The 20,592-nt window shown below is 43.0% G+C and carries 24 protein-coding genes; 11 read left to right on the top strand and 13 right to left on the bottom strand.

Going from position 1 to position 20,592, the window contains the following annotated elements:
* Window positions 1-11: 11 nt before the first annotated feature.
* The 8 genes from JS40_RS08985 (at window position 12) to JS40_RS08955 (ending at window position 6,327) form a co-directional block, all read left to right on the top strand.
* Window positions 12-557 carry a YceD family protein gene (locus JS40_RS08985; protein WP_034260048.1) on the top strand — a complete coding sequence of 182 codons (546 nt, stop codon included), beginning with the start codon at window positions 12-14 and terminating at the stop codon, window positions 555-557.
* Between the two features lie 9 nt (window positions 558-566).
* Window positions 567-764, top strand: coding sequence for a 50S ribosomal protein L32 (gene rpmF / locus JS40_RS15265; RefSeq protein ID WP_084677470.1), 198 nt, complete (start codon window positions 567-569; stop codon window positions 762-764).
* A 168-nt stretch (window positions 765-932) separates the two neighbouring features.
* Complete coding sequence (locus tag JS40_RS08980; protein WP_034260046.1) at window positions 933-1,931, top strand: beta-ketoacyl-ACP synthase III; 999 nt, start codon at window positions 933-935, stop codon at window positions 1,929-1,931.
* A gap of 31 nt (window positions 1,932-1,962) precedes the next feature.
* Window positions 1,963-2,445 carry an acetyl-CoA carboxylase biotin carboxyl carrier protein gene (gene accB / locus JS40_RS08975; protein ID WP_034260044.1) on the top strand — a complete coding sequence of 161 codons (483 nt, stop codon included), beginning with the start codon at window positions 1,963-1,965 and terminating at the stop codon, window positions 2,443-2,445.
* 82 nt (window positions 2,446-2,527) lie between these two features.
* Window positions 2,528-3,880 (top strand): acetyl-CoA carboxylase biotin carboxylase subunit, encoded by a 1,353-nt coding sequence (gene accC, locus JS40_RS08970; protein WP_034260042.1) that lies wholly within the window; start codon window positions 2,528-2,530, stop codon window positions 3,878-3,880.
* A 181-nt stretch (window positions 3,881-4,061) separates the two neighbouring features.
* Window positions 4,062-5,189, top strand: coding sequence for an NAD(P)/FAD-dependent oxidoreductase (locus JS40_RS08965; RefSeq protein WP_034260040.1), 1,128 nt, complete (start codon window positions 4,062-4,064; stop codon window positions 5,187-5,189).
* Window positions 5,186-5,860 (top strand): monofunctional biosynthetic peptidoglycan transglycosylase, encoded by a 675-nt coding sequence (mtgA, locus tag JS40_RS08960; RefSeq protein ID WP_034260038.1) that lies wholly within the window; start codon window positions 5,186-5,188, stop codon window positions 5,858-5,860. Before JS40_RS08965 ends, mtgA begins: the two co-directional genes overlap by 4 nt.
* Window positions 5,861-5,868: 8 nt before the next feature.
* Window positions 5,869-6,327, top strand: a complete 459-nt coding sequence (locus JS40_RS08955; protein WP_034260036.1) for a hypothetical protein — start codon at window positions 5,869-5,871, stop codon at window positions 6,325-6,327.
* Between the two features lies 1 nt (window position 6,328).
* Here the strand turns inward: JS40_RS08955 and JS40_RS08950 are convergent, their stop codons facing one another.
* The 11 genes from JS40_RS08950 to JS40_RS08900 form a co-directional block, all read right to left on the bottom strand.
* Window positions 6,329-6,802, bottom strand: a complete 474-nt coding sequence (locus JS40_RS08950; RefSeq protein ID WP_152558161.1) for a hypothetical protein — start codon at window positions 6,800-6,802, stop codon at window positions 6,329-6,331.
* A 20-nt stretch (window positions 6,803-6,822) separates the two neighbouring features.
* Entirely contained in the window at window positions 6,823-7,533 is a 711-nt protein-coding gene (locus JS40_RS08945; protein WP_034260032.1) for a YqjF family protein, read from the bottom strand.
* Window position 7,534: 1 nt separating this feature from the next.
* The gene (locus tag JS40_RS08940; protein ID WP_034260031.1) at window positions 7,535-8,065 is read right to left on the bottom strand and encodes a DUF421 domain-containing protein; all 531 of its coding nucleotides are present in this window, start codon (window positions 8,063-8,065) and stop codon (window positions 7,535-7,537) included.
* 80 nt (window positions 8,066-8,145) lie between these two features.
* A complete protein-coding gene (locus JS40_RS08935; protein WP_034260030.1) occupies window positions 8,146-8,676 on the bottom strand; it encodes a hypothetical protein in 531 nt (176 codons plus the stop codon).
* Window positions 8,669-9,619, bottom strand: coding sequence for an ABC transporter ATP-binding protein (locus tag JS40_RS08930; RefSeq protein ID WP_034260028.1), 951 nt, complete (start codon window positions 9,617-9,619; stop codon window positions 8,669-8,671). The genes JS40_RS08935 and JS40_RS08930 overlap by 8 nt, the downstream gene beginning before the upstream one ends.
* 78 nt (window positions 9,620-9,697) lie before the next feature.
* On the bottom strand, window positions 9,698-11,860 hold the full coding sequence (locus JS40_RS08925) for a prolyl oligopeptidase family serine peptidase (RefSeq protein WP_034260027.1): 2,163 nt from the start codon (window positions 11,858-11,860) through the stop codon (window positions 9,698-9,700).
* Between the two features lie 95 nt (window positions 11,861-11,955).
* A complete protein-coding gene (locus tag JS40_RS08920; RefSeq protein WP_034260025.1) occupies window positions 11,956-12,333 on the bottom strand; it encodes a DoxX family membrane protein in 378 nt (125 codons plus the stop codon).
* 101 nt (window positions 12,334-12,434) lie between these two features.
* Window positions 12,435-13,424, bottom strand: a complete 990-nt coding sequence (locus JS40_RS08915) for an aspartate-semialdehyde dehydrogenase (protein ID WP_034260024.1) — start codon at window positions 13,422-13,424, stop codon at window positions 12,435-12,437.
* 131 nt (window positions 13,425-13,555) lie between these two features.
* The gene (gene mscL, locus JS40_RS08910) at window positions 13,556-13,966 is read right to left on the bottom strand and encodes a large conductance mechanosensitive channel protein MscL (RefSeq protein WP_034260022.1); all 411 of its coding nucleotides are present in this window, start codon (window positions 13,964-13,966) and stop codon (window positions 13,556-13,558) included.
* Between the two features lie 79 nt (window positions 13,967-14,045).
* The gene (alr, locus tag JS40_RS08905) at window positions 14,046-15,155 is read right to left on the bottom strand and encodes an alanine racemase (RefSeq protein WP_034260021.1); all 1,110 of its coding nucleotides are present in this window, start codon (window positions 15,153-15,155) and stop codon (window positions 14,046-14,048) included.
* Window positions 15,156-15,157: 2 nt separating this feature from the next.
* Window positions 15,158-15,796, bottom strand: coding sequence for a thymidine kinase (locus JS40_RS08900; protein WP_034260020.1), 639 nt, complete (start codon window positions 15,794-15,796; stop codon window positions 15,158-15,160).
* A gap of 100 nt (window positions 15,797-15,896) precedes the next feature.
* On the opposite strand from JS40_RS08900, the gene JS40_RS08895 reads away from it, so the two are divergent.
* Genes JS40_RS08895 through JS40_RS08885 form a run of 3 tightly spaced genes read left to right on the top strand, consistent with a single transcriptional unit; the run spans window position 15,897 to window position 17,907 of the window.
* A complete protein-coding gene (locus JS40_RS08895) occupies window positions 15,897-16,655 on the top strand; it encodes a hypothetical protein (protein WP_034260019.1) in 759 nt (252 codons plus the stop codon).
* Window positions 16,656-16,660: 5 nt separating this feature from the next.
* Entirely contained in the window at window positions 16,661-17,332 is a 672-nt protein-coding gene (gene rsmI, locus JS40_RS08890) for a 16S rRNA (cytidine(1402)-2'-O)-methyltransferase (protein ID WP_034260018.1), read from the top strand.
* Window positions 17,332-17,907, top strand: coding sequence for a uracil-DNA glycosylase family protein (locus JS40_RS08885; RefSeq protein WP_034260017.1), 576 nt, complete (start codon window positions 17,332-17,334; stop codon window positions 17,905-17,907). The genes rsmI and JS40_RS08885 overlap by 1 nt, the downstream gene beginning before the upstream one ends.
* A gap of 24 nt (window positions 17,908-17,931) precedes the next feature.
* Here the strand turns inward: JS40_RS08885 and JS40_RS08880 are convergent, their stop codons facing one another.
* Both JS40_RS08880 and JS40_RS08875 read right to left on the bottom strand, forming a co-directional pair.
* Window positions 17,932-18,522, bottom strand: a complete 591-nt coding sequence (locus tag JS40_RS08880) for a carboxymuconolactone decarboxylase family protein (RefSeq protein ID WP_034260016.1) — start codon at window positions 18,520-18,522, stop codon at window positions 17,932-17,934.
* A 111-nt stretch (window positions 18,523-18,633) separates the two neighbouring features.
* Complete coding sequence (locus tag JS40_RS08875; RefSeq protein WP_034260015.1) at window positions 18,634-20,514, bottom strand: transthyretin-like family protein; 1,881 nt, start codon at window positions 20,512-20,514, stop codon at window positions 18,634-18,636.
* Between the last annotated feature and the right edge of the window lie 78 nt (window positions 20,515-20,592).

Below are 20,592 nucleotides of genomic sequence, written 5' to 3'. Positions count from 1 at the left end.
TTGGTGTGATCATGAAGGAATTGAAAGAATTTACCATCCCTTTCGTGGGATTGAAATTAGGAGAACATCACTTTGATTTTACCATCGGCCCTTCGTTCTTTGAGCATTATGAGTATGACGAATTTAATGACGTAGCCATTAAACTCGATGTTGTATTGATCAAAAAAACAACTTTATTGGAATTTACACTGTCTTTTAACGGATATGTAAATGTCTATTGTGATAGCACCAATGAGCCCTATGATCAGGATATTTCCGGAGAATATCATTTTGTGGTAAAATTTGGGAATGAATACAACGACGAAAATGAAGACCTGTTAATACTTCCGCATGGAAGCTATGAGGTAAACATTCAACAATATGTGTATGAATCTATTGTGTTGGCATTGCCGGCGAAAAGAATTCATCCGGGTGTTGAAGATGGAACATTAGAAAGCGACATACTTGTTAAACTTGAAGAATTAAGTCCGAAGGAAACAAAAGAAGAAAAGGCTCCCGAAGGTGATGAAACCGATCCACGATGGGACTCATTAAAAAAACTATTAACGGATAAATAAAATACAGTAATGGCACATCCTAAGAGAAAAATCTCGAAAACCAGAAGAGATAAGAGAAGAACGCATTACAAAGCAACAGCTCCTCAAATCGCAACCGATCCAACAACCGGAGAGGCTCACTTGTACCATAGAGCACACTGGCACGAAGGTAAATTATATTACCGCGGGCAGGTAGTGATCGATGCTACAGAAGAAGTCGAGGCATAATTTGCTTCCATATAATCTTTACAGACTCTCACACTCATGTGAGAGTTTTTTGTTTTTTCCAGGTTAAACTTCAAAAACAACCTCTTTTTGAGCCGTTTTTGATTAAATTTTAGTAATTTTCATTCCTTTTAAAGGGTTTCGACCAATTACCGAATCTAATTCAAATATATGAGTACAATCACAGCAGCCATCACAGCTGTAGGAGGCTATGTACCGGACTACGTTCTCACCAATAAGATCCTTGAGACGATGGTGGATACCAATGACGAATGGATTACCACAAGAACAGGGATTAAGGAACGCAGGATTTTAAAAGATAAAGATAAAGGCACCTCCTATTTGGCAATTCAGGCTGCCAAAGACCTACTCGCTAAAAGCAATACCAACCCTAAGGATATAGATATGGTCATTATGGCAACGGCAACTCCGGATATGCCCGTTGCGGCCACAGGAGTGTATGTTGCTACAGAAATTGGCGCAACAAATGCATTTTCTTTCGACCTAGTGGCTGCTTGTTCCAGTTTCTTGTATGGAATGTCTACCGCCGCCCGCTACATTGAGTCCGGGAAATATAAAAAAGTATTATTGTTGGGTGCCGATAAGATGTCTTCTATTATCGATTATGAAGACCGAACCACCTGTATCATCTTTGGTGACGGAGGAGGCGCATTGCTGTTTGAACCCAATACTGAAGGATTTGGAGTCTTGGATGAATATCTTCGAAGTGACGGTATTGGAAGGCAAAGTTTAAAAATTGATGCCGGGGGCTCTTTGTTACCTCCTTCGGCTGAAACCGTTGCCAAAAAACAACATTTTGTCTTTCAAGACGGGAAAACTGTATTTAAATTTGCAGTGTCGAACATGGCAGATGTAAGTGAGAAGATTATGGCACGCAATAACCTAAGCGGGGATGATGTCGATTGGCTGGTCCCGCATCAAGCCAATAAACGTATTATTGATGCCACTGCAAAACGCATGAGACTCCCGGAAGAAAAAGTGATGATGAACATCCATAAGTATGGGAATACTACATCAGCAACACTTCCACTTTGTATAAGAGATTACGAAAAACAATTAAAAAAAGGCGATAATCTTGTCTTTGCTTCTTTTGGAGGCGGATTTACCTGGGGCGCCGTCTATGTGAAATGGGCGTACGACCCAAAATAAAACAAACAGAACGATAATAAACACCAAAATTATGGATTTAAAAGACATTCAGAATTTAATAAAGTTCGTGGCCAAGTCCGGAGCTAGTGAAGTGAAACTAGAGACAGACGATGTAAAAATAACCATTAGAACAGGCAGCGAGAGCAAGGGAGAAACGACCTATATTCAGCAAATTCCCACCATGGCGGCCCCACAACAAACTGCACCGGCACCAGCCGCTGCACCTGCGGCCAACACTGCAGCCCCAGCAGCTCCTTCAGACGAATCTTCAAAATATATTACCATCAAATCACCTATAATTGGAACATTCTACCGAAAGCCGTCACCGGACAAACCAATGTTCGTTGAGGTGGGAAGCAACATAAATGCAGGTGATGTATTATGTGTGATAGAAGCAATGAAGCTTTTTAATGAGATAGAAAGTGAAGTTTCAGGGAAAATTGTTAAAATATTGGTTGACGACGCTTCTCCGGTAGAGTTCGATCAACCGTTATTTTTGGTAGACCCTTCGTAAATTGTCAAATCCCAAATCCTAAAGATTAAATTCCGGACCATACCTGGTATTTACTGTTTGCGGTTTGAAATTTCAATGAATTATGTTTAAAAAGATATTAATAGCAAATAGGGGAGAGATTGCACTGCGTATTATTCGTACCTGTAAGGAAATGGGTATTAAAACCGTGGCAGTCTACTCTAAAGCCGATGAGGAGAGCCTACATGTTCGTTTTGCAGACGAGGCCGTTTGTATTGGACCGCCACCCAGCAGCGAAAGCTACCTCAAGATTTCAAATATTATCGCAGCGGCAGAGATCACAAATGCCGACGCCATCCACCCGGGCTACGGGTTCTTGGCAGAAAATGCAAAATTCTCCAAGATATGTGAAGAACACAATATTAAGTTTATTGGTGCTTCTCCCGACATGATCGAAAGAATGGGGGATAAAGCAATGGCGAAGACTACCATGCTGGCTGCAGGAGTGCCCTGCGTTCCGGGTAGTGAGGGAATCATCCCGGATTTTGAAACCTGTAAAAAGTTGGCCAAAGAAACGGGATATCCGGTTATGTTAAAGGCCAGTGCAGGTGGTGGTGGTAAAGGAATGCGTGCCGTTTGGAAGGAAGAAAACCTTCAGGCAGCGTGGGAATCAGCACGACAAGAAAGTAAAGCTGCTTTCGGAAATGACGATATGTATATGGAAAAGCTTATTGAAGAGCCTAGACATATCGAAATTCAAGTAGTAGGGGACAGTACAGGAAAAGCCTGCCATTTGAGCGAACGTGACTGCTCCATTCAACGCCGTCATCAAAAATTAACCGAGGAGACGCCCAGTCCGTTCATGACCAAAAAGCTTAGAAACGACATGGGAATGGCAGCTGTAAAAGCAGCAGAATACATTAAATACGAAGGAGCAGGAACTGTAGAATTTCTTGTGGACAAGCACCGTAATTTCTACTTTATGGAGATGAATACCCGTATTCAAGTAGAACACCCTATCACAGAACAGGTGATCGATTTCGATTTGATTCGGGAGCAGATTCTTGTGGCTGCTGGCGTTCCAATCTCCGGAAAGCATTACACTCCTAACTTACATTCTATAGAATGTAGGATCAATGCGGAAGATCCTTATAACGATTTCCGTCCTTCACCCGGAAAGATCACCGTGTTGCACGCACCGGGAGGACATGGGGTTCGTCTGGACACGCATGTGTATGCAGGCTATGTCATTCCGCCTAATTACGATTCAATGATCGCTAAGCTTATTACGACGGCTCAAACTCGCGATGAGGCGATCAATAAAATGAAGCGCGCATTAGACGAGTTTGTGATCGAAGGAGTAAAAACAACTATTCCATTTCATCGTCAGCTAATGGATCACCCCGATTATGTCGCGGGGAACTACACCACAGCTTTCATGGACAATTGGAAAATGGACGCTCCCGAAGAAGAATAATCCCGTATAATATTTCTAATAAAGAGCACCAAATCCATAAAAAATGATGGATTTTGGTGCTTTTTTGGTCTAAACAGGCCATTTTTTGTCCCTTTATCCATATTTCCAAGAAATAAGGATGCTTAAAAATAAGTTTTAATACAGTATCTTCACAGAGGACATATCGTAAATTAATTTGAAAATGAATCTTTCTTATTGGGAACGGAATACCTGGCTGCAAGAAATTGACCATGCGATAATTGGAAGTGGTATCGTAGGGCTAAGTTGTGCTTTAGCACTTCGGAAAAAGAATCCAAAAGCCAAGATCGTTGTCTTCGAGAAGGGATCTCTGCCCAGTGGAGCAAGTACTAAGAACGCCGGATTTGCCTGCTTTGGAAGTGTTTCAGAAATTTTGGAAGACCTTAAAACACATACCGAAACCGAAGTACTGCAATTAGTCAACGATCGTGTAGCGGGGCTTGAATTACTTCGAGAAACACTTGGGGATAAACAACTCGATTATGTCCAACATGGTGGATATGAGGTATTCACAAAGGATGATCCCGAATTATATGAAGAGTGTCTTATAAAGTTGCCTTACATTAATGAACTACTAAAAAGCGTGTTTTTGTCCAAAAATGACATATTTTCGATAAAAAACAATGAATTTGGCTTTAAAAACGTCCAAAATAAACTTATTTTCAATCAATTTGAAGGTCAGTTGGATACGGGACAAATGATGGTAACGCTGCTTCAAAAAGCCTCAAAAGAAGGGATTTTAGTGCTAAATTGTTCAAAAATAGAGTCATTTGAGCAAAAAAATGGTGAAATACTTCTAAAAACATCAAATTCTGAAGATATTTCAGTCGCATCCTTGTTCATCGCAACAAATGGTTTCGCAGCGCAATTTATGAATGATGATGTTCAACCGGCCCGAGCACAGGTTTTAATTACCAAACCTATAGCCAATCTTACGCTGAAAGGTACGTTCCATCTTGATAAAGGATACTATTATTTCAGAAATATTCAGAATAGAATCCTCCTAGGTGGAGGCAGGAACTTAGATTTCAAAGCCGAGGAAACTTCCGAAGCAGGCCTGACAGCGCTAGTGCAAGACCGTTTGGAAGAATTACTCGCCACAACCATCATTCCTGACCAAACGTTCGAGATCGACACACGATGGAGCGGTATCATGGGCGTTGGCGGCCAGAAGAAACCTATTCTAAAGGAGTTGTCACCTAATGTCTATTGTGGTGTTCGTCTGGGGGGCATGGGAGTTGCCATTGGTAGTTCCGTAGGACAACAATTAGCTAATTTGCATCATACATGAAACGATTTTTTAGATGGATTCTCAAAGGTATTGGATGGTTTGTTGTGCTCACCGTCCTTTGGGTACTATTGTATGGAGCCTTACCCGTACCCTATACCCCGTTAATGGGTATCCGTACTATTACGGCCGAAGAAGGATTAGACACGAAACACGATTGGGTGCCGCTTACGCAAATTTCACCTTACTTACAATTAGCCGTGATCTGCTCTGAAGATCAAAATTTTACAAAACATAACGGATTTGACGTAGAATCTATTAAAAAAGCATACGAAAGTAATAAAAAAGGGAAAAAGCTAAAGGGTGGAAGCACCATTTCGCAGCAAACAGCAAAGAACGTTTTTCTATGGCCTCATAGAAATTGGTTCCGAAAAGGGTTGGAAACATATTTTACTTTTTTGATCGAGACGCTTTGGACAAAAGAACGAATCCTTGAGGTATATCTAAACAGTATTGAAATGGGAAAAGGGGTCTACGGAGCAGAGGCAGCAGCGAATTATTGGTTTCGTAAACCGGCAAACAAACTTGGGCGTGAGGAAGCTGCCGCAATTGCTGCAATCCTTCCGAATCCGCAGAACTACAAGGCAAACCCAAGATCAAGATACATTCAAAATAGAACGACTTGGATTGTAAAACAAATGCGGAATTATGGTACTTTTGACCTAAAAGAATAAGACTTGAAATGACCGTGATAGAACTTAAATCTGCCCTAAGGGATCAATGTGTTCTCGTAGTGGAAAAGCGATTTCAGAAGATAAAACAATCGATTACCGACATTGAAGAATCTTTGTTGGAGGAGTCGAAGAACAGCAGTGGAGATAAGCATGAAACCGGCAGGGCCATGCTGCAGATAGATCGCGAGAATGCAGGCAAGCAGCTACAAGAGATCGAGAATCTTCAGTCTTTGGTCAAAAAAATTGACGTCAAGGCAACTTCAGATTATGCCCGCTTAGGAAGCCTTGTCTATACCAATCAAGGTACTTTTTTTATTAGCATTTCCATTGGCGCCGTAGAGGTAAATAAAACAACCTATTTTTGTGTCGCTCTTCATTCGCCTATTGGAAACTTCCTCTCCGGAAAGCGCAAAGAGGATAGATTTACATTCAACGAAAAAGATTATACAATTTCAAGTATAAAGTAAGCTAACGCCATCGTTGTTCTGTTTGTGTCGCATCCCAGATCTTTATTTTCAGGATGGCGGCCATGTCCTTAGCCATGGCGAACGCTGCATTGGAATCGTCTGACACATACGCCTCGATGTGTTTATTGGAGGCGTAAAACAAATTTACTTTATAGACTTCAAACCCCATGTGGGCTTCGGCAGTGATCACGCGTGCTCTGCTGGTCTTTTGCGTCTTAAATACCGAAACATACTCAATGGCAGGCAGCGGTCTCCATTTGCCAAAATCAAACGCCAAGATGGAGTGTAATTTTCTGTACCGCATTTTTTCAAGATCAAGCTCAATACCTTCTATATACGAGAGGCGTAATGCAGCACCTAAAAGCACAATGCCAAAGAGGGTTCCTTCATAGAACAGATAGACCGCTGCAATTGAAAGCACGATGGAAAATACAATTTTTGCAGGGGAGAGGGAAGGTAGATTTTTATAAGTCAATGGTGCTGTTTTTTTAATTCTTATGAGATCTGCTTTTTTGATTCTACCGTAATAGCAGATCCTTCAGCTAACATTACAGAGATCGGTTCTTGTTGATTGAGCATGGCAAACGCGGGACCGTAATTGGCGGTAAAATCAATATTACTTTCAAATGTAAGGATGGGATATTGAAGCCATCTGGGGTGTGTTACTTCGTACTCGTTCGTGGTATGATCGTTCACTTGTGCGTACCCCCAATAATGCTCGGTAATAAATTCGGCTTCACTTCCGGGTTCGATAGGTTTTGCGTTAGCTTCGGCAGTGCCTTGCAAAAACTGCCAACCACTATTCAACCGCCAATGGTAAGATACCTCCAGATGGCTTTTGTCCTCGTTCCATACATGCTTCATAGGATGTGTCTCATAGCGTTCCTTGTAAAAAGTGTTGGCCACCCAGGTGATTGCAGGTTTTGGAACGATCTCTTTCACGAAAACAACACCTCGCTTCCATTGACCCATTTCTTCTCGCTTTACGTAGAATCGCAGGTTTACCTCTTCAAAAGTAGTGTGATACGGAATTTTTAAACCGCGCAACCGGGTATTTACAAATAGAAAACCTACCATACTTACATAGCAACGACCTTTCCATAGGTCTAACTCGGTGCCAAAAGGAAGGTATTTTGTAAGTAGCGAAGGAGGAACCTCATAATTCGCCAAGAGCAATTTGCGCCATTCTGCAGTTAAAAAAGACATATTACGAAATTACGTCCTCTAAAAGGAATGATTCTACATCCAAGTCTTTATCTGTATGCAAAACGCTTACATCACCTGTGGTTTCAAGGATCACGGCCTTTGCCTGTTGAAGACTTAGCACGTTTGCTTCGCGAAGTTTACCCCGAAGCTCATCTTTGGTGACTTTGCTTCGTTTCAAGTTATCTTCCAAAAAGGCTCCGTTCCGCATGAGCAGGATGGGGGAATTGTCCAATGCATTTTGAGCAGCGTTACTTTTAAATTGCAGCAACGAAATAAGATAATTCAAAAAATATAGCAGACCAATAAGCAGACCGCCCACCAATAATTTAGGATTGCCGGTTCCAATACTCATAGCAAACAGATTTCCTATGGCAATGGTAGTGATAAATTCAAAGCCGGTCATTTTACTAAAACTTTTTAGTCCGAAGAACCGCGTGTACAAAATTAGAGCACCATAAAGGAGCAGTGTTCCTAACAATACAGAAGCTAATGACTCCCAAGAAAGATCTTTCGTAAAGTACTCCCAGCTCATAATATTTTATGTTGATATGAACTTAAAGATACGGATAATGCTGCTAGAAAGTGCCAAATCCAAAACAATCTTTATACCGGTCAATTGGGTAAGTATCTCTTCGGAATGGGGGTTTCCGGGGTTTCCGGCGTCCAATAAATGTTCACGACCCACCATCGATCACCATCGTGAAATAACTGTATGCTATTAATACCTCGCATAAATGGCGTCTCATCTGTTTCAGAATAATAGGAAGCGTAAGTGCTAAACACATGGGCAATGTTGCCGAAATGCTCTTCTATGCGAAAGATTTCTTTCTCGAAGAAGCCATTGTCCAGCAGCCACTGTTCGGACGCGGCGATATACGCTTCCGGGGTCATGTAACGCAACGAAGAAACTCCGCTGGCAGCCTTTCCGGTTGGGATGAGCTTTGCTTCGGAAGCAAAGAGAAACCGGAACAATTCCCAGTCTCGGTTATCTCCTTTTTCTCCTGAAATCACTGCGTATAACGCCGTGATCGTACTTTCAATGGTTTGCACTTTTTCCAGGTACTTTGGATCGTTCTTTTCTTGGGCCCACAGAGAACCGGCGGCCAACATAAGGAGAGTAAAGAAAATAAAGATTCTATACATGATATCGAAGATAAAGTGATGTCTCGGGCTCAATGGCTTCTGAATGAGTAAACCAAACGATCGTGTCCTTCATTTTTGACTGAACGAGATGATAGCTACCCTTAAAGTACGATTTTTTTACTACAACCTGAAGCGGGGTGGCCGACTGGCAGGGAATTAATTGATGGGGGAGAACGATCCTCACTGTTTCGGAAGCAGTTTCCGAAAATAACACCTTTTCGGGAAGTTCGGAAAAGTCCCCAAAAAACCCCGCCTGATAGGCTGTCTTAAGTGACTTAAAGAGTGTTTGGGGTGAAGCGATCCTGTCTAACGAACCGTCTTTCAGTATAAGGATCCTGTCTGAATACGTTAAGGCTTCTTCAGCATCATGGGTGGCTGTGATGCAGCTAATACCGTTCAGCTTTAAATAGGCAAACAAATTTCGTCGCAAGGTATTCTTTCGGAAAGTGTCAATATTGCTAAAAGGTTCGTCCAACAAAAGCAGCTGGGGGGTATTTGCCAGCGCCTTTGCTAAGGCTACCCTTTGCTTTTGTCCGCCGCTAAGATGCTTCACCATTGTCTTTTCGAATCCCACGAAATCGACTACCCTTAGTAACTCTTGGATGCGCGCATGGTCTTCTTCCTCTTCAAGCCTTGTGAGGTGACTGCCCACATTTTCCCATACGGTGCTAAAGGGCATGATATTGAATTCCTGAGCTACCAGCTTTATAAAAGCCTCCCCGGGAATAAGATGATGCTTAGGCCCTAAAAGAGGGGTTTCGTTCCATGAAAGAACTCCTTTTTCAAGGTGTAATAAGCCATAGATGATGTGTAAGAGCGTCGATTTACCACAACCGCTTTCTCCCAGCACGGCAAGATGTTCTCCTTTATTTAATTGAAAAGAAATATCCTTCAGAATTTCTCTGTCTGAATAGGAAAAGGATTCAATGGCGACGTTTAACATGCTAGATGATAAGAAAAGGTTGTTAGCTTTCCTAAAAAATAGAGAACTAACAACCTTTTTTAATGAGTTCTTAAGGGTTTATTCCTTCACTTTGTCATTCACCTTTTGCGGGAGTACCTCGTAGCCCATATTATAGAGTGTAAACCCAAAGATATCGGCGTATTCTTCTATGGTCTTACTAATTGGGGTTCCGGCACCGTGTCCTGCATCGGTTTCGATTCGAATAAGCACAGGATTATTTCCTGCTTGTTTTTCTTGAAGTTCGGCAGCATATTTGAAACTATGTGCAGGAACCACACGGTCATCGTGGTCACCCGTTGTCACTAATGTGGCGGGATATTCCACACCTGCTTTTACATTGTGAACAGGAGAATATCCTTTTAAATATTCGAACATTTCTTTGCTGTCCTCTGCGGTGCCGTAATCATACGCCCATCCTGCTCCCGCAGTAAAAGTATGATAGCGCAACATATCCATAACACCTACGGCAGGTAAAGCCACCTTCATGAGGTCGGGACGCTGTGTCATGGCAGCACCAACCAAAAGACCACCATTGGATCCCCCACGTACCGCAAGATAATCCGGGGAGGTATAGTTGTTATTTATTAAATACTCTGCAGCAGCGATGAAATCGTCAAAGACATTTTGTTTTTGCATCTTGGTCCCTGCCTTATGCCATTCTTTGCCATATTCCCCACCACCACGCAGATTGGGAACGGCGTAGATACCCCCCTGTTCCATCCAAACGGCATTGGTAATACTAAAGCTGGGGGTTAATGAGATATTAAATCCGCCGTAACCGTATAATATGGTGGGGTTTTTACCATCAAGCTTCAATCCTTTTTTGTGTGTTATGATCATGGGAACCTTTGTTCCGTCCTTAGATGTATAGAATACCTGTTTACTTTCGTAATTTTCGGGGTTGAAATCGATCTCAGGTTTTCTGTACAGTTGAGAAGTACCTTTTTCAATATCGTATTTGTAAATGCTTCCCGGGGTCACGTAATTGGTGAACGAATAGTATAGCTCGGTTTCGTCTTTCTTCGCACCAAAGCCTCCCGCACTTCCCACACCGGGAAGTTCTATTTCTCGAATACGTTTTCCGTTATAGTCATATTGATATACCTTAGAGACGGCATCTACCATATATTCGGTAAAAATGTAACCACCTCCGGTGGAGGCAGAAAGCACATTTTCGGTTTCAGGGATGATCTCGACCCAGTTATTAGGGGTTGGATTGTCAGCATCTGTGGTAACGATCTTCTGGTTAGGTGCATTGAGGTTGGTTACAAGAATAAGCTTCGTTCCTATATTGTCTAACACAAACGTATCACTGTCTGTATGGTCCAGAATGGTAACAAATTTGCTGCCGGGGGTTGACAGATCTTTTATATACAGTTTGTTCCCCGAAGTTGAGGTCTTGGCTGTTACCACCAGATATTTATTGTCTTCGGTGACATATCCATTCACATAGCGGTGTTTTTCCGAGGGAACACCACCAAAGACCAATGCATCATTTTGTTGAGGAGTGCCTAGTTTGTGGTAGTATAATTTGTGTTGATCGGTCTTGGCAGACAGTTCGCTTCCTTCGGGTTTGTCGTAGCTGGAGTAGTAAAAACCATCGTTACCTTTCCAGGAGAGGCCGCTAAACTTTATATCCACCAAAGTATCTTCAACCACTTCTTTAGTTTCAGCATTCATTACCAAGATCTTGCGCCAGTCGCTGCCGCCTTCGGAAATACTGTAAGCCGCTGTTTTCCCGTCTTCAGAAAAACTAAGTCCGCCAAGGGAGATCGTCCCATCCTCTTTAAAGGTATTCGGGTCTAGAAAAACTTCTGCAGTATTAGGATCCTCGCCAGTTTTATATCTATAGACCACATATTGGTTTTGAAGTCCGTCATTTTTATAAAAGTAGGTGTACTCTCCTTCTTTAAACGGAGCTCCTACTTTTTCGTAGTTCCATAATGACGAGAGCCGCTCTTTCAATGCTTCCCGAAACGGAATATTATCCAAATAGTCAAAAGTGACTTTGTTCTGTCTTTTTACCCAGTCCTCTGTTTCAGCACTTCTATCGTCTTCAAGCCAGCGATACGGATCGTTCACATCTACACCAAAATAGGTGTCGACGGTGTCAACTTTTTTGGTTTGCGGGTAAGTCACAGCAATGGATTCTTTTTTAGTTTCTTCTTTACAGGCCACAAAAATAAGTGCCATAGAAAAAGGGATAAGATATTTGTTCATCTTTTTAAATGGATTAAGAGCCGTAAAAATAGTAAAAACTACTCGTTCAAACAGTTATAATACTGTTAGAACCTTAAAATGGGATGTAATTTTAGCTAATACTGAAACAATGGGCGGTAGGCACGCCAATATTTATAAATAAGGATCGCATTAAAGACCGAGATCACAATGGCTACAATGACATCTGAAACATCCAAGAACAAATGGAAGAGCAGAATATTTATAGAGATAGGCGCAAAGAGGATCAAGGCAAAGGGAACCCATTTATTGATCAACAACAGAAGACCTACGGTGATCTCTAGGATCGCCACTACATAAAAGACATAGCCCGAACTCTTAAGAGATTCTAAAAAGTTTGCTGCCGCATTAGGCATTTCGAACATGGGCATAAAATCGATGAACTTATTCAAACCGAAAAAGAGAAGAATGAGACCCAAAAGTATGCGAAGGATTTTAGTAAAAGTTGAATTCATAGGGATGGCGATTAGTGTTAAACAACTAAATATAAACAAAATAAAAACACGCAGTGAATTTGTGTGCTGCGTGTTATACAAATTTTATAGCCTATATCAACCTATACCAGCGAATTTGCCACTAGATATTCGGCGATCTGAATGGCATTGGTCGCCGCTCCTTTGCGCAAATTATCACTCACGATCCACATATTAAGTGAATTTGGCTGCGTTTCATCCCGGCGAATACGGCCAACGAACACATCGTCTTTATCATGTGCGTACATGGGCATGGGGTAGGTGTTCGTATCCGGATTGTCCTGTACGGTTATCCCGGGGACCTCATGAAGGATGGATCGAACCTCGCCGAGTTCAAAATCGTTGTGAAACTCTACATTCACTGCTTCACTATGGCCGCCGGCAGTTGGAATTCGAACTGCGGTAGCCGTTACCGAAAAGCTTTTATCATCTAAGATTTTTTGCGGCTCACGTGCTAACTTCATTTCTTCTTTGGTATAGCCGTTGTCCTCAAAAACATCACAATGGGGTAATGCATTCTTGTGTATAGGATAGGGATAGGCCATTTCACCCTTAATGCCCTGTATTTCGTTTTCAAGTTGGTGTACGGCCTTGAGTCCGGTTCCTGAAACCGACTGGTAGGTAGAGACCACCACGCGTTTCATGCGGTATTTTTTATGTAACGGAGCAAGTACCATCACCATTTGAATGGTGGAGCAATTAGGGTTTGCGATGATCTTATCATCTTTAGAGAGAAGGTGAGCGTTTATCTCAGGAACGATCAATTTTTTTGATTGATCCATTCGCCAGGCAGACGAATTATCAATAACGGTTGTACCTGCAGCCGCGAATTTTGGCGCCCATTCAAGCGACGTCTCTCCTCCGGCCGAGAAAATCGCGATGTCCGGAACTGCGCTCACTGCCGCTTCCAAACTTACGATGGTATGTGGTTCCCCTTTAAAAACGACCTCGTTCCCAACAGATTTTTCCGAAGCAACAGGAAGAAATTGTGTCACAGGAAAATTGCGTTCTTCCAACAGTTTCAACATTACGGTTCCTACCATTCCGGTGGCACCTACCACAGCTAATTTCATACGTATTTCAATTTGGATTCAAAAATACAGCTTCGCAAGAAGAATTTTCAGAATAAAATGCAAAAAAAGACCCTTCTCCGGTCAGGAAGAAGGGTTTGGTTAAAACTATGTAGTGTAGCGGTCGCTAACGGTTATTTTTTTCTCAATTCGTCACGAATTTGCATCAATAGTTCTTCTTGAGTAGGCCCGGCAGGAGCAGCGGGTGCTTCTTCTTTCGGTTTTTTACTCTTATTATATGCTTTAACGATCATGAAAAGTACAAAGCCAACGATTATTAAATTAATAAGTGCATTCACCCATTTTCCCCACATGATGGCGTTTTCGGGTTTTTCTATGGTTCCATCGGCGGCAACGATAGCTTCAGAAAGCACAACCTTAAGGTCGGAGAAATCAACACCTCCCGTAAAGTGACCTACGATTGGCATCATAATATCGTTAGTAAATCCGGAAACTACGCCTCCGACAGCCGCGGCGAGGATAACGGCGACCGCTAGATCTATGACGTTGCCGGTCATGATGAAATCTTTGAATTCTTTTAACATGTCTTGATGGGTTTAGAGTTAATATCGACTAAGTTAATCAAAATTGTAAGTTCACATACAATAAGATGGACACAGCGCTCTATTTTCGATAAACGACTCGTTTTATTCGTTGAGAAATGGCTGTTAACAGTTCGTAGGGAATGGAACCAATAGCCGCAGCGAGTTCTTCGGCGGTAGGATTATTACCAAAAACGATCACCTCATCGCCTTCTTTACACTCGATGTTCGTTACATCCACCATGATCATATCCATACACACATTCCCCACGATTGGGGCTTTTTTACCATGTATGTTTACCCACCCTTTACCTTTTCCATAGGCTCTGCTAATACCATCAGCATGACCAATGGGAAGCGTAGCCGTCCTGCCGGCCTTTGAAGTAGTGTGTCCCATATTATAACCCACATTTGCTCCCTCAGGCAGCTCATGGATCTGTGATATCACCGTCTTTAGGGTTGCCACGGGAGTGAGATGTGTTCTTTCCTTTGGGTCGTTTCCAAAACCATAGAGTCCAATACCGCTGCGCACCATATCGAATTGTGCTTCGGGGTAATTGAGAATACCCGAAGTATTTAAAGTGTGTAACAACGGACGGTAGCCAATGCCTTGGATGACTGCTTCAGAATGATTTCTGAAAGCTTCAATCTGCCGAAGTGTAAACGTTCTTTGCTCCTTATCTTCGGTGGCCGCCAAGTGAGAGAACATGGAGCGTACTTTTACTGAAGCTGTTTCTGAAAGTTTTTCGACAATGAATTCGAGGTCCTCTTTTCCGAAGCCTAACCTATTTAAGCCTGTATTGAACTTAAGATGGATGGGATATTCCTTTTGCTGTTGTTTTTCGGCAAAAGCAATAAAATCGGTGAGCATTTTCCGCGAATAGATACTGGGTTCCATACAGCGCCGTACGATTAGATCGAAATTAGCAGGTAACGGGTGGAGGACCAATATAGGTGTCTCGATAGCCCCGTCGCGAAGTACTTCACCCTCCCAGGCATACGCTACGGCAAAATAATCGATGCCCAAAGCAACAAGTTCCTTGGCCACAGCAACACTGTCGCTTCCGTATCCATAGGCTTTTACAACAGCCAGCATCTTTGTTTTCGGGGCTATTTTAGAGGTAAGGTAACGGTAGTTATCGCCCAACGCGGTCAGGTCGATCTCCAGAAGGGTTTCGGTAGCTTTTGGCATGCTTAGGCTTGCTTTTTTGAAGGGATTTCTTCGGGATCCTTCACTTCGATCTTACTTACTTTTTCTCGAAGCATCGCTTTAAAGTACGCTGCCCTGCTTAGTGGTTCGTACTCTTCGGTCTCACCCAGCAGCACCAGATCATCGCTTTTTGATTTTCGATAGCTGTAATTGGCAAGATTTCCTGTTCGCGTACAGACGGCGTGTACTTTGGTCACATATTCGGCAGTGGCCATAAGCGCGGGCATCGGTCCAAAAGGGTTTCCCTTGAAATCCATATCCAAACCGGCGACGATCACGCGAACACCCCTGTTTGCAAGGTCATTACAAACTTTAACGATCTCGTCGTCAAAGAATTGAGCTTCATCGATCCCAACGACATCGCAGTTATCTGCCAAAATAGGAATATTCGCTGCGGCAGGTACGGGAGTAGACCGAATCTCATTGCTATCGTGCGAAACGACCATGTCTTCATCGTACCTGTTATCGACATTGGGCTTAAAGATCTCCACACGTTGCCGTGCAAATTTTGCACGTTTTAAACGCCGGATGAGTTCTTCAGTCTTTCCCGAAAACATCGACCCGCAGATCACCTCAATCCATCCGAATTGTTCTTTTTGATTTACAGTATTTTCGAGAAACATAGGTAAATTTTAGACGAAAACAGAAATAGTTGACGTTTACATAAAGGTTGCGTAAATTTATAAAAACAAAATAGAGAATAAGAGATTAATTTCAAAAGTTATGAAGAAGAAGCTGTACGAAGAGATCAAGACCTTGGCGTCACAAATTGCATCGCAGGATGCTTCCTTGGCAACAACAGGATTGAAGAAAAAAGTTAGAGAATTGTATGAAAAATTAATGGTCTTAGAGTATTTAGAATCTCAAATTGATGAAGGTTTTGAGCGAAGCAAGAAAGAAGGACTCGACTCTAAGAGCTTTCGCGAGGAGAACTGGTTTAAAGAACCCGAACCTGTTCCACAACCTGAGAACAAAGAGGAGCTTATCGAGCCTCTCATTGAAAAAATAAAGGACATTGTCGCACAAATGCCCGAGGAGTCGCAAGAAGTCGATGAACTTTTGGAGGAAGTAACGCCGAAGCCAAAATACATGAAAAATGATCTTGAAGAATTTGCACAGGCATACCAACAGACCCCCACATTCGAAAGAAAGGAACCTACAAAAGGAGGTGAGATCCCAAAGAAATCCTCCAATTTGGTTCCGGATGCCGGTATTACAACACACAGACCTCGGTCGTTAAACGATTCCGTCCCTCAGGGGCTTAGTATCGGACTTAATGATAGGTTGGCATTTGTCAAGCATTTGTTCAACGGGAACTCTGAAGATTATACCAGAGTCCTTTCCCAGATCAACACCATGAAATCCTTTGAGGAAGCCGCTACGTTCATAAAAGGAAAGGTGAAGCCCGATTATAACTATTGGCTTGAAAAAGAAGAATATTCAGAGCGCTTCATGCATCTTGTTGAAAAAAGTTTCAATTAATACGAATGGGAAAACTTTATATGGTACCAACGCCCATTGGCAATCTAAAGGACATGACCTTTCGGGCGGTTGAGGTATTAAAAGGGGTGGATCTCATACTTGCTGAAGACACCAGAACAAGCGGTAAATTACTCAAACATTTTGAGGTAGGCACCCAAATGCATTCTCATCACATGCATAATGAACACAAGACCACGGAAGGTATTGTAAAAAGAATAAAAGCAGGTGAGAACATTGCACTTATAAGTGATGCCGGAACCCCTGCTATTAGCGACCCGGGCTTCCTCTTAACGCGTGCTTGTGTGGAAGCAGGCATAGAAGTAGATTGTTTACCGGGAGCGACCGCTTTTGTGCCTGCGCTTGTAAACAGCGCTTTGCCGAACGATCGTTTTATATTTGAAGGCTTTTTACCAATAAAGAAAGGACGGCACACTCGACTTCAAGCCATTTCCGAAGAACAACGAACCGTTATCTTTTATGAATCTCCTCACAAATTGCTGAAAACACTGGCGCAGCTCATCGAGTATGTAGGTGAAGACCGGCCGGTTTCTGTTTCTCGGGAGCTTTCAAAACTCCATGAAGAAACGATACGAGGAAGCGTTAAAGAGGTGCTTCAACATTACACTGAAAGGCCCCCTAAAGGAGAACTTGTTATCGTATTGGGAGGAAAAAAATAATGCAAACCTTACTAAAGGACATACGGGCTTGCGAGATATGTAAAGCACATCTGCCGTTAGGACCACGACCCGTAGTGACTGCCCATCCCGAAGCAAAGATCGCTATTATTGGTCAGGCACCCGGAAGGAAAGTCCATGAGACCGGGATCCCTTGGGATGACCCTAGCGGAAAACAGCTGCGGAATTGGTTGAATGTCACACCCGAAGTATTCTACGATCCAAAACAAATTGCACTTATTCCTATGGGATTCTGTTATCCGGGTAAGGGGCGAAGTGGGGATGTTCCACCGCGACAAGAGTGTGCCCCTCAGTGGCATTCGGCGCTACTGCCGCTACTGCCTAATTTACAGTTGACACTTTTGGTGGGGATGTACGCCCAACGATATTATTTGAAAGCGAAAGCGGCATCAACACTTACAGAAACGGTAAAGAACTATAAAGAATATCTCCCGCATTATTTACCATTACCGCATCCTTCACCAAGAAATCGATTCTGGTTGTCTAAAAACCCTTGGTTTAACGAAACGGTGCTGCCGGAATTGAAACGACGGATAAGAGAAATAATACAGCACTAAGATCCAACCAAAGAAAACAGCTGCCTACGCATGCTTTCCTTTTTCCCAGCCGTGTTTGCCAAGGTATTGTTCGCCACTATCTACGGCGCCTTCTTCAATGGTAGTTCCCATCGAATCATTCCATCGGTTTAAGTAGCCGAACAAAGAAATAACGCCTAACATCTCAACGATTTCACCTTCATCCCAGTGCTCATACAACCTTGTTTTAATGTTCGCATCCACAGCATTTGGAACCTGGGACGCTGCCAGTGAAAAATCCAGAGCCGCACGTTCTGCTTCACTAAAGGCCGGATGGGTACGGTATTCCCAAATATTATCCAACTGTTCCTGCTCGGCACCGTAGCGTTCTGCAGCGCGAATGGCATGAGCCTGACAATACCGGCAACCTGAAGCATTACTGCTCACCCATGCGATCATTCGTTTTAGGGCAGAGGTGACGCGTCCTTCATTAGCCATGACTGCTTTGTTCAGATTAATAAATGCCTTGCTAATGGCAGGACGGTGTTGCATGGTAAGCACACTGTTAGGGCAAAAGCCTAAGGTCTCATTAAAAAAAGCTGCAAGGACCTTGGTCTCTTGATCGTGGTCGGGATCTAAGGGTGTAACGAGTGGCATACTATTTTTTGAAAGAATTAGTCTACCAAATTACGAACATCTTTCCATACAAAAAAGCTGCAGGACACCAAAGTACGAATGCCCCACAGCTCAGTCAACAAAAACAATCTTTTATCGGCAAAACAACACCCGATCCCAGATACCTTGGTGTTGTGTTTCACCGTTGGTCAATAACAGGGAGGCGTTTAGCCGAATCTCATAGGCACACTTCTTCAATGCCCCGAAGTTTCCGGTATAGCTTGAACTGCCGTGAGCTTCTTCCCCCGGAGTTGGGAATACGATAGGGTCGAAGGAATTTGAGGCTCCTTGTCCGAAGAATTGCAGTGATACATCGCCGAGGTTCGGATTTGCAGCGGTGTAGTTTACCGTGATCGAATTAGTGATCTTATTACAACCGCCTCCTATCAATTCCTGAAGGTCCAACGTGGCGATCCCCAGCTCCTTACTGCTTGTGGGTAGCCAAGAACCTCCTTGCGGAACATTGTCGTAAAGTGTATTGAAAATGGCTAAGGGACGGGAAAAACCGGCGGTGACCTTAGTAGCATCGTTTCCTAATTCCCGTTTCCACATACGCAATGCAAAATACCGGTTCTTCTCTAATGGTGCGGCACTGTTCCCGGGAGTGAGTCCAGACTTGTCTACGGTTCCACTCGCTAGATTGTTGGAGATAAGCTTTATCAACGATCCATTAAAGTGGATGTTAAAGCCACTTCCCGAATATTGCGGTGCCTGTATCCAATTTCCGTTGAACTGCACTTCCACTTCGTTCCCTGTGGGAGTTGGAGCACTCGTTCCATGAATTACATAGGACTCGTGCTTTATCACCGGAAAGAATTGCGTTAGGCGCGTAGCGATCTCGGTTTTGGCAATATCGGCAGGTGTAACATCTTTCCAGTTAGCTTCGGGAATGGTTCCAACATCAACCGAAGGGCTGTTCACTTTTGCATACTGAAATTTATACTCCACAGCTTGCCCGTTGAGCTTTTGCGATAAAGAACCCCGAAGGTCCAAAGTGCTGTAGAACGCTTGGTTGTTCAACCCGGCATCGGCTTTTCCGGTAGTTCTTCCCGTAGATGGGTCGATATTCAACACAGGATGATACTTTCGGGCATATCCAATTTGATAAAAAGCTGCCGGAGGATCCAACGGTGTGGTAGGAGCATCTTTCAAACATAGTTTGACACATAAACAATTACCTACATTCTTTCTGCTTGATTTTTGAGCTTCGGAAGGATTTTCGGCATAAATTTCAGATCCGCCCACGGAAAATTTGAAATAGATGTCGGGACCGTTATCAAAGCTGAAAGGAGGTGTGGTTTCCACATTGATCCAAGGCGACAGAAACGTCTTCTTAAAATCAATAGAGCGATAGTAAATACAGAACCTTCCATTGCTGTCTGTCGTGGCACTTCCTAATCGGTCGTCGGTTATAATATCATCGTCCATAGCGATAACCTCAATTCCGGGCAGCGGTTCTTGAGACTCACAGTTTCGAAGTGTTCCACAGATCACCCAAATGTCCAGTCGCAAAAGAATATAACACCAGATACGACGCAACAGGGTGTAATTGAAGCCCGCCACCAAACCATTGTTGGTTTCACGCCACTTGGGTTGAATAATATCTAATAACATGGCAAACGGTCGAAATCCTTTGGGTGGTTTGGTACTTTCCTGACCATATTCGGGAATAGCATCGTAATAAACAACAACCGCAATAAGTCCACCATTATAGCCGGTCTTTTTTGGATCGATGCTACATTCGTATGCGCCTCTTGCGTCTGTAGTGGTTTCTGCAATAAGACGTTTTTCACGGTCCTTAAGGTCTTTTTCTTCAAATACTTGAATAAGTTCTTTGCTTTGAGCAGCGGCATAGGCCGTTGAAGCATTGGTCTCTTCTTCCAGTTGGTACAGGCGTACCTGTGTAAATGGAAGGGGTTTCTGTTGATCGTCGCAAATTGCACTGTGTAATTTGCCTTTTAAAATGTAGTTCATGATATGGGTTTTATAAATGAATAAAAATACTTTTATGAACTGCTAAACTACACTCATTAGGTGCTGTACAACTACATG

The sequence above is a fragment of the Altibacter lentus genome (assembly GCF_000746845.1).
In the GTDB taxonomy this organism is placed as follows: domain Bacteria; phylum Bacteroidota; class Bacteroidia; order Flavobacteriales; family Flavobacteriaceae; genus Altibacter; species Altibacter lentus.
This window is presented reverse-complemented; position numbering and strand designations above follow the sequence as displayed.